Source organism: Micromonospora sp. NPDC049004 (genome assembly GCF_040649315.1).
In the GTDB taxonomy this organism is placed as follows: domain Bacteria; phylum Actinomycetota; class Actinomycetes; order Mycobacteriales; family Micromonosporaceae; genus Micromonospora.
Genome location: NZ_JBEZFG010000003.1, coordinates 902,316 through 911,220, shown reverse-complemented (window position 1 = coordinate 911,220; position 8,905 = coordinate 902,316). Strand labels below are relative to the sequence as shown.

Here is an 8,905-nt window from a genome sequence, read left to right as displayed (position 1 = left end):
CACGCCGCACGCCGCACGCCGCACGCCGCACGCCGCACGCCGCACGCCGCACGCCGCACGCCGCACGCCGCACGCCGCACGCCGCACGCCGCACGGCCTGGTGATCGTGCCCGATCCAGGAAACAGGGCCCACACCATGCGGGCGAGGCCACTAAATCCAGGGTCGAGCACGATCATGACCGCTGGCGGGATTGGCCGCTGAGCGCCCGGACCGCCCAGCGCCCGGACCGCCCAGCGCCCGGACCGGGCGGATGGGTCGGGCGGGATCGCGTGGGTGGCCTTTGTGGCGGGTGGGAGGGTTGACCGGGCCCGGGGCGTCAGGCGGGGTCTGCGGGTTTGGTCGCCTCACTGGCCTGGGCGTGCCGTTCCAGCAGCCGCTGCCGGATCTCCTCCGGGGTGTACGCGCGCCGGCGCCGCTCGGCGCGGGCGATCACCACGCCGGACGCCGCGACCCCGGCCAGGCCGGCGAGCCCGAGGACCTTCCACCACCGCAATCCTTGCCGCATCGGCCTAGGCTAGTCCCTCATGAGCATCAGCCTGGATGAGGCCGTCGAGTTGACCCGCACCGGTGACGTGTGGGTGTTCCGGGGTCGCAGCGTGCCGGACCGGGCGATCCAGTTCACCACGAACAGCCCGGTCAATCACGTCGGGATGGCTGTGGTGCTGGACGACATGCCGCCGCTGATGTGGCACGCGGAGTTGGGCAGGTCGCTGCCGGACCTGTGGTCGGGCACGCACCAGCGCGGTGTGCAGTTGCACGACCTGCGGGACGCGGTCTGCGTGTGGGCCAACCGGTACGGGCAGCGGGCCTGGCTGCGGCAGCTCGACCCGCCGGCCGCCGGGGAGATGGAGCGGGCGGTGCTGCGGACCGTGGCGCGGTTGGACGGCACGCCGTTCCCGTCGACCGCGCAGTTGGCGTGGCGGTGGGTGCGCGGTCGGGTGCCGTCGCTGCCGGGTCCCGGCCGGGCCGCGCTGCGAGCCGTCTCGCGGGCCGCCCAGGCGACCCGGGGTGACTCTGCCGCTCCGGCCAGCGCTGCTGCGCGGGAGCGGGCGTTGGAGACGGCGTACTGCGCCGAGGTGGTGGCGGTGACCTACGAGGCGATGGGCCTGCTGCCCGCCGGTAAGCGTCCGAACTGGTACGACCCGGGGCGGTTCTGGAGTGGTGACGATCTGGGGTTGACCGGTGGCGCCCGGTTGGGTGCGGAGATCGAGGTGCGGGTTCCGCCCCGCTGAGGTTTGGCCCGCCCCGTGAGCGGCAATTGCTGTCGCGTGAACGCCTCCACCGATCTTGACGCGCTGACCGGCTTCTTCGACAGGTACGGCGCCGCGATGACCTCCGGCGACCTGCCGTCGCTCGCTGGTTGTTACGCCCTGCCCGGGTTGGTGGTGGCCGACACGTACAGCTTCTCGTTCACCTCCCTCGCTGCGGTCGCGCTGTCCTTCGTGGGCGCCGCGCCCGACTACCAGGATCGGGAGCTGATCGCCGCGCACGCTCGGATCGAGGACGTGCAGCCGGTGTCGGCGTTGCTGACCATGGTGTCGGTGGAGTGGGAGTTCCTGGACAGCCGGGGGTACGCGGTGCCGGGGGAGCGGTACCGCTATCTGCTGCGTACGTCGGGTGAGGGTCCGCTGATCTGCACCGTTGTCCGGACGGCCTGACCGCTGGCGGACCGTCCACGCGGGCGAGCCGTTTTCCGCGTCGGGTGGGCCGGTCGGTCCGATCTGTACCCGCGAGGTGTTCGGTCCGGCCGCCGCTGGCTACGCTGTCGCGTCGGTGGGACGAGGGGAGACCTGATGGCGGTGGGGCCGGACGGTGCGGGAGGTCCGCGGACGGCGCGTGTGCTGCTGTCGGTGCCGTGGATCGTGGTGCTGCTCGGTATCGGCGCGCTGGTGGTGCTGTTGGTGATCGCGCTGTTGTCGTTCCGTACGCGGGAGCGGGAGAGCGCGCCGCAGGCCGCGCCGCCGGTGTTCCTGCCGACGGTGCCGGCTGCGGCGTCGTCGGGGCCGACCCCGGGTGGGCTGGAGCGGCGTACGGCGTCGCCGCGGCCGTCGCGCAGCAGCCGGACGCCGTCGCCGCGGGCCACCACGGGTTCGCCGTCGCCGGCCCGGACGAGCGCCCGTGCGGTGGCGCCGCCGAACGGGGCGGTGACCGCCCGGTACCAGGTCGGTACGGACGGCTGGGACGCGACGGAGGCCGTGCTGTCGCTGACGAACGAGTCGGCCCGGTCGGTGGACTGGCGGGTCGAGTTGGCGTTCGAGGACGACATGCGCGGCCTGCGGGTCAGCGGCGAAGCGGGGATCTCCGTGTCGGCGCAGGGTAACGGCGAGTTCGTGGTGAGCGGCGGGGCGGCGCTGGATCCGGGTGACACGCAGACGTTGCGGTTGCGGCTTGCCTGGGACGGTTCGGCGCAGCGGCCGGTGCGGTGCACGGTCAACGGCGTCGACTGCCGCTTCGGCTGAACGGGCGTCGGTGACGGCCGTCGCCGCTTTCGAGTCGGGCCGTCGATCGCTACGCTGCCCGGACGGCCCGCTGAGGGAGGTACATGTCCGGCATGCGTCGCGCGCCGCGACCGTCGCACGGTCCGGCTGCCATCGCGTCGTCGCCGTGGATCGTGGCATGCGCCGGCCTCGTCGTGATGGTGGTTCTGCTCTTCGTGGCCCTGGGCGCGTACCGGGGGCGTAGTCCCGCCTCCGACGACGGCCCGCCGCCGGCGGGGCTGCCGTTGCCGCAGGCGCCGGTCGCGCCGTCGGATCAGTCGTCGACGCCGCTGCCGGAGCGGGCGCCGGTGCGGCCGGGGCTGTCGCCGCGGGCGAGCGGGCCGCCCCCGAGCACACCTGCCATGTCGCGGCCACCGGCGGTCGGCCCGACGGCGGCGCCGACCTCGGGGCGACCGTCGACCGGGGCGTCGTCGCCGCGGCCGCCGGCGGTGAGCGGGCGGTACCGGGTGATGCAGAGCTTCGACGGGGGTTTCATCGGCGAGGTGATGATCGTCAACGCGTCGGGTGCGGACCATGGCTGGACGGTGCGGTTCGACTTCTCCGGTGGGCGGCTGGTGACCGCCTGGGTGGAGGGGGTGCCACAGGGGACGCTGCGTCAGTCCGACGGGAGCTTCACGTACGTCAGCGGGGTGGACGTGCCGGCCGGCGGGTCGGTGGCGTTGCGGTTCCACCTGGAGCGGGCGTCCACGACGCCGCGGGGTTGCACAGTCGACGGAGTGCGCTGCAGCGGATTCTGAGCTGCACTTCCGCAAGGACTTTGCTCGGTTACGACTTTGTTTGCAAGGTATTGCAGATTGTTTCGGCAAGGGTTAGCGTGCGGCCAATCACGACCAGAGGAAGGCCGTCGATGAAACCCCCGCCGATCCCGCGTACCGCCCTGCTCGCGCTCGTCTGCCTGCTCACCTTCACCCTCGTCGGTACGCCGGACTCCACGCGGCCCCTCGGCGCCGACGCCGACCCCCGACCGTCCGGCACCGACGCCCTCGCCGCGGCCGGCGCCGTCCAGTGGCGCAACGAGCCCACCGCCGAGGCGTTGCTGGCCGCCGGCGACGACACCGCGCGTGCCGAGCAGTTCTACTTCGTCCTGCCGGACCGGTTCGCCAACGGCGACCGGCGCAACGACTCCGGTGGCCTGACCGGTGGTCGGCTGCGCACCGGGCTCGACCCGACCGACAAGGGCTTCTACCACGGCGGTGACCTCAAGGGCGTCATCGACAAGCTGGCCTACATCCAGGGTCTGGGCACCACCGCCATCTGGCTCGCCCCGATCTTCAAGAACCGTCCGGTGCAGGGCAAGGGCGACGACGTCTCGGCCGGCTACCACGGTTACTGGATCACCGACTTCACCCAGGTCGACCCGCACTTCGGCACGAACGCGCAGCTCAAGGAGCTGGTCTCGCTCGCGCACCGGCGGGGGATCAAGGTCTACCTCGACGTCGTGGTCAACCACACCGCGGACGTCATCAAGTACGCCGAGGACTCCTATGCCTACGTGGACAAGGCCGCCTCGCCGTACGTCGACGCGCAGGGGCGGGCCTTCGAGGACCGCAACTACGCCGACGGCAGCCGTGACTTCCCCACGGTCGACAGGAACTCCGGCCCGTACACGCCGGTCTTCCCCGAACCCGGCGACGCCACGGTGAAGGTGCCGGCCTGGCTCAACGACGCGACCATGTACCACAACCGGGGGGACTCCACCTTCTCCGGTGAGAACAGCGAGTACGGCGACTTCGGCGGCCTCGACGACCTGTGGACCGAGCGTCCCGAGGTGGTGCGGGGAATGACGAAGGCGTACGGCGACTGGATCGGCGCGACAGGCGTCGACGGGTTCCGGCTGGACACCGTCAAGCACGTCAACATGGACTTCTGGCCGCAGTTCACCAGGGGGGTCGAGCGGGCCGCCGAGAAGGCCGGCAAGAAGGACTTCTTCCTGTTCGGCGAGGTGTACAGCGCCAACCCGGAGATCACGTCGACGTACGTGCGCCGCGGTGGTCTGCCGGCCACCATCGACTTCGCGTTCCAGGAGGCCGCGCGCGGCTACACGGCGGGCGCCGGCTCGGCGAAGGCCCTCGCCGACGTGTACGCCCGCGACGACCTGTACGCCGCCCGGGACACCGACGCGGGCCGGTTGACCACCTTCCTCGGCAACCACGACATGGGTCGGATCGGGTCGTTCATCGCCGGCGGCGGCACCGACCCGGCCAGCCACCTGCGGCGGGACCAGCTCGCCCACCAGCTGATGTTCCTGACCCGTGGCCAGCCGGTGGTCTACTCCGGCGACGAGCAGGGCTTCACCGGCCCCGGCGGGGACAAGGACGCCCGGCAGGACATGTTCGCCTCGAAAGTGCCCGACTATCTCGACGACGACCTGCTCGGCACCGACCGCACCCACGCCAGCGACCAGTTCGACACCGGCCACCCGCTGTACCGGACGATCGCCGAGCTGGGCCGGCTGCGCCAGGCGCACCCCGCGCTGCGCGACGGCATCCAGGTCACCCGGTACGCCGCCGACGGTCCCGGCGTGTTCGCCGCCTCCCGGATCGCCCCCACCGACCGGACCGAGTACGTGGTCGCGGTGAACAACGCCGAGACCGCGCAGACTGTCACCGTGGACACCTGGTCGGCCGGCGCCACCTTCACCGGCATCTACGGCGGGTCGGGCGTGGAACAGGCCGGTGACGACGGCAGGTTGACCCTGACCGTGCCGCCGCTGTCGGCGGCCGTGTACCGCGCGGGCACCCCCATCGCCCGGCCGAGCGGCAAGCCGACCATCAGCATCACCAGCCCCGCGCCGGACGCGTCGGTGGCCACCCGTGCCGCCGTGACCGCGAAGGTGACAGGCGACCCGCTCGCCACAGTCACCGTGGCGGCCCGGGTCGCCGGCGGCAGGTGGACGCTGCTGGGCAGCGCCGACCACGCGCCGTACACCGTGCACCACGACCTGGACGGCCTGGCCGGCGGCACCCGGATCGAGTACCGCGCCGTCGTGCGCGACGGCCGTGGCCGCACCGCTACGGCGCGGTCCGTCGCCGTCGTCGGCACGCCCGAGCAGGGCGGGTCCCGGGAGTGGGCGGTGGTGCACTACCAGCGCCCGGCCGGGGGGTACGACGACTGGGGGCTGTACGCCTGGGGCGACATCGACCCGGCGTACGTCACCGAGTGGCCCAAGGGGCAACCGTTCGCCGGGGAGGACTCCTACGGCCGGTTCGCCTGGGTGAAGCTCAAGCCCGGCGCGAAGTCGGTGGGCTTCGTGGTGGTCGACAAGAACGGCACCAAGGACGTCGCCCAGGACCGCAGCATCGACGTGAGCGCCACCGGTGAGGTCTGGCTCAAGCAGGGTGACCCGGCGATCTACCCGAGCAGGCAGGCGGCCACCGGTCAACCGGATCCGTCGGTCGAGGAGGGCACCGCGGTCATCCACTACCGGCGGGCCGACGGCAACTACGACGGGTGGGGCCTGCACCTGTGGGACGGGGCGGCCAAACCGACCGAGTGGGCCACCCCGCTCGCGCCGACGTCGATCGACGCGTTCGGCGCGGTGTTCCGGGTGCCGCTGGCGGCCGGTGCCACCGGGCTGAACTACATCATCCACAAGGGCGACACCAAGGATCTGCCCGACGACCAGCGGCTCGACTTCGCCAGCGCCGGCCGGGAGGTGTGGCTGCTCGCCGCCACCCCGGGGCGTCTGCTGCCGTCGACCGCGACCAGCGCAGGTGGGGACACCGACATCGGCAAGCAGAAGGCGCACTGGATCGACAGGTCCACGGTGGCCTGGCAGACCCCACCCACCGACGGTCGGGTGTACGCCCTGGTGGCCGCCCCCACCGGCGGGGTGAGCGTCGTCGACGGCGAGCTGTCCGGGACGTACACCAGTCTGCCGTTGCGGGCGCAGCGCAACGGGCTCACCGAGGCCCAGCGCGCGGCGTTCCCGCACCTGTGGTCCTACCGGGCCTTCACCCTCGACCGGGGTGACCTGGCGAAGGTGCCGGCGGCGCTGCGCGGGCAGCTGCTGGTCACCGAGCGCGACGCCCAGGGGAAGCTGCTCTCCGCGACGGGCGTGCAGATCCCCGGCGTGCTCGACGACGTGTACTCCCGGGCCGCCCAGGTCACGCTCGGTCCGACCTTCGCCGGTCGTACGCCGAGCCTCGCGCTCTGGGCGCCGACCGCCCGGACGGTGGCGCTGCAACTGTTCGACTCACCCACATCGGCAGCGAAGACGGTGCCGATGCGCCGCGACGACCGCACCGGTGTCTGGTCGGTGCACGGCAGCCACGCCTGGGCGGGGAAGTACTACCGCTACCAGGTGCAGGCGTGGCAGCCGGCCGCGCAGCGGATGGTCACCGCGTCGGTCACCGACCCCTACTCGGTGGCTCTCGCCGCGGACTCCACGCACAGCCAGCTGGTCGACCTGAACGATCCGGCGCTGGCCCCGCCGGGCTGGCGCACGCTGCGCAAGCCGGCGCCCGTGCCGGCGTCGAAGGCGCAGATCTCCGAACTGTCGGTGCGCGACTTCTCCATCGCCGACGAGACCGTGCCGGCGCAGCGCCGGGGCACCTTCCTGGCGTTCACCGACCCGAAGACCGCCGGGATGACCCACCTGCGGGCGTTGGGTGACGCCGGTGTGACGCACCTGCACCTGCTGCCGGCGTTCGACTTCGCCACGATCCCCGAGAAGCGGGCCGACCAGCGCCAGCCGGCCTGCGACCTGGCGGCCCTCGCGCCGGACTCCGCGGAACAGCAGAAATGCGTGGCGGCGGTGGCCGACACCGACGGCTACAACTGGGGCTACGACCCGCTGCACTACACCGTGCCGGAGGGCGGGTACGCCGTCGACCCGGTCGGCGCGGCGCGGACCACCGAGTTCCGGCGGATGGTCGCCGGGGTGAACGAGGCCGGCCTGCGGGTGGTCATGGACGTGGTCTACAACCACACCGCGGCGGCTGGCGTGGACGACAAGTCGGTGCTCGACCAGGTGGTGCCGGGCTACTACCACCGGCTGCTCGACGACGGGACGGTGGCCAACTCCACCTGCTGCGCCAACACCGCTCCGGAACACGCGATGATGGGCAAGCTGGTCGTCGACTCGCTCGTCACCTGGGCCAGGCAGTACAAGGTGGACGGCTTCCGGTTCGACCTCATGGGCCACCACCCGAAGGCGAACATCCTGGCCGTACGTGCGGCGCTGGACCGGCTGACCGTCGCCCGCGACGGGGTGGACGGCAAGGCGATCATGCTCTACGGCGAGGGCTGGAACTTCGGCGAGGTCGCCAACGACGCCCGGTTCGTGCAGGCCACCCAGGCCAACATGGCCGGCACCGGCATCGGCACGTTCAACGACCGGCTGCGCGACGCCGTACGCGGCGGTGGGCCGTTCGACGCCAATCCCCGCGCGCAGGGCTTCGCCTCCGGGCTCTACACCGACCCCAACGGCGACCCGGTGAACGGGTCGGCGGCGGCGCAGAAGGCCCGCCTGCTGCACGCCCACGACCTGATCAAGGTGGGTCTCACGGGCAACCTGCGGAACTACCGGTTCACCGACACCTCGGGGCGCACGGTCACCGGGGCGCAGGTGGACTACAACGGCTCCCCGGCCGGCTACACCGCCGCGCCCGGGGAGGCGGTCACCTACGTCGACGCGCACGACAACGAGATCCTGTACGACGCGCTGGCGTACAAGCTGCCGCAGGCCACCAGCCCGGCGGACCGTTCCCGGATGCAGGTGCTGGCGCTGAGCACTGTGGCGCTGGGGCAGGGCACCGGGTTCGTCACCGCCGGCAGCGAACGGCTGCGGTCGAAGTCGTTGGACCGCAACTCGTTCAACTCCGGTGACTGGTTCAACCAGATCCGCTGGGGTTGCGAGCGGGGCAACGGGTTCGGCGCCGGCCTGCCGCCGGCACAGGACAACGAGGACAAGTGGCCGTACGCCAAGCCACTGCTCGCGGACCCGGCCCTGGTGCCCGACTGCGCGGCGATCGACACCACCGACGCCCGGTACGCCGAGCTGCTGCGCATCCGGGCGTCCTCGCCGGTGTTCGGGTTGAGCACCGCCGAGCAGGTGCAGCGGAGGGTGGCGTTCCCGCTCTCCGGCGAGGCGGAGACGCCGGGTGTGCTGACCATGACGCTGGACGCCCGTGGTCTGGGCGGGCAGTGGACGTCGCTGACAGTGGTCTTCAACGGCACGCCAGCGACGGCGAAGCAGACCGTGACCGGTCTGCGGGGCGCGGACGTGGCACTGCACCCGGTGCTGGTGAACTCGGCCGACCCGGCGTTGCGGACGGCGTCGTTCGACCGGGCGGCCGGCACCTTCACGGTGCCGGCGCGCAGCGTGGCGGTGTTCGTCCGCAGGTGAGCGGGGACCGGCCCCCTTCCGCGTCGCGCGGAAGGGGGCCGGTCCTTGTGGTGCGTC

Annotated in this window: 6 protein-coding genes; 5 read left to right on the top strand and 1 reads right to left on the bottom strand. The window is 72.4% G+C overall.

Features of this window, described 5'->3' with window-relative positions; all coding sequences use genetic code 11:
- Positions 1–317: 317 nt before the first annotated feature.
- Positions 318–506 carry a hypothetical protein gene (locus AB0B97_RS13335; protein WP_357493462.1) on the bottom strand — a complete coding sequence of 63 codons (189 nt, stop codon included), beginning with the start codon at positions 504–506 and terminating at the stop codon, positions 318–320.
- 19 nt (positions 507–525) lie between these two features.
- On the opposite strand from AB0B97_RS13335, the gene AB0B97_RS13330 reads away from it, so the two are divergent.
- The 5 genes from AB0B97_RS13330 to pulA all read left to right on the top strand — a co-directional run bounded on the left by AB0B97_RS13330 (position 526) and on the right by pulA (position 8,848).
- Positions 526–1,233, top strand: coding sequence for a hypothetical protein (locus AB0B97_RS13330; protein ID WP_234588231.1), 708 nt, complete (start codon positions 526–528; stop codon positions 1,231–1,233).
- Positions 1,234–1,269: 36 nt separating this feature from the next.
- Complete coding sequence (locus AB0B97_RS13325) at positions 1,270–1,659, top strand: hypothetical protein (protein WP_234588232.1); 390 nt, start codon at positions 1,270–1,272, stop codon at positions 1,657–1,659.
- A 135-nt stretch (positions 1,660–1,794) separates the two neighbouring features.
- Entirely contained in the window at positions 1,795–2,460 is a 666-nt protein-coding gene (locus tag AB0B97_RS13320) for a hypothetical protein (protein WP_357493403.1), read from the top strand.
- An 83-nt stretch (positions 2,461–2,543) separates the two neighbouring features.
- Entirely contained in the window at positions 2,544–3,236 is a 693-nt protein-coding gene (locus AB0B97_RS13315; RefSeq protein ID WP_357493400.1) for a cellulose binding domain-containing protein, read from the top strand.
- A 110-nt stretch (positions 3,237–3,346) separates the two neighbouring features.
- Positions 3,347–8,848 (top strand): pullulanase-type alpha-1,6-glucosidase, encoded by a 5,502-nt coding sequence (pulA, locus tag AB0B97_RS13310; protein ID WP_357493398.1) that lies wholly within the window; start codon positions 3,347–3,349, stop codon positions 8,846–8,848.
- Positions 8,849–8,905: the final 57 nt, after the last annotated feature.

Excerpts from the sequence above, each read along its gene's own strand:
- AB0B97_RS13320 (WP_357493403.1), top strand. The coding sequence starts at position 1,795 with ATGGCGGTGGGGCCGGACGGTGCGGGAGGTCCGCGGACGGCGCGTGTG.
- pulA (WP_357493398.1), top strand. The coding sequence starts at position 3,347 with ATGAAACCCCCGCCGATCCCGCGTACCGCCCTGCTCGCGCTCGTCTGC.
- AB0B97_RS13335 (WP_357493462.1), bottom strand. The coding sequence starts at position 506 with ATGCGGCAAGGATTGCGGTGGTGGAAGGTCCTCGGGCTCGCCGGCCTG.
- AB0B97_RS13330 (WP_234588231.1), top strand. The coding sequence starts at position 526 with ATGAGCATCAGCCTGGATGAGGCCGTCGAGTTGACCCGCACCGGTGAC.
- AB0B97_RS13315 (WP_357493400.1), top strand. The coding sequence starts at position 2,544 with ATGTCCGGCATGCGTCGCGCGCCGCGACCGTCGCACGGTCCGGCTGCC.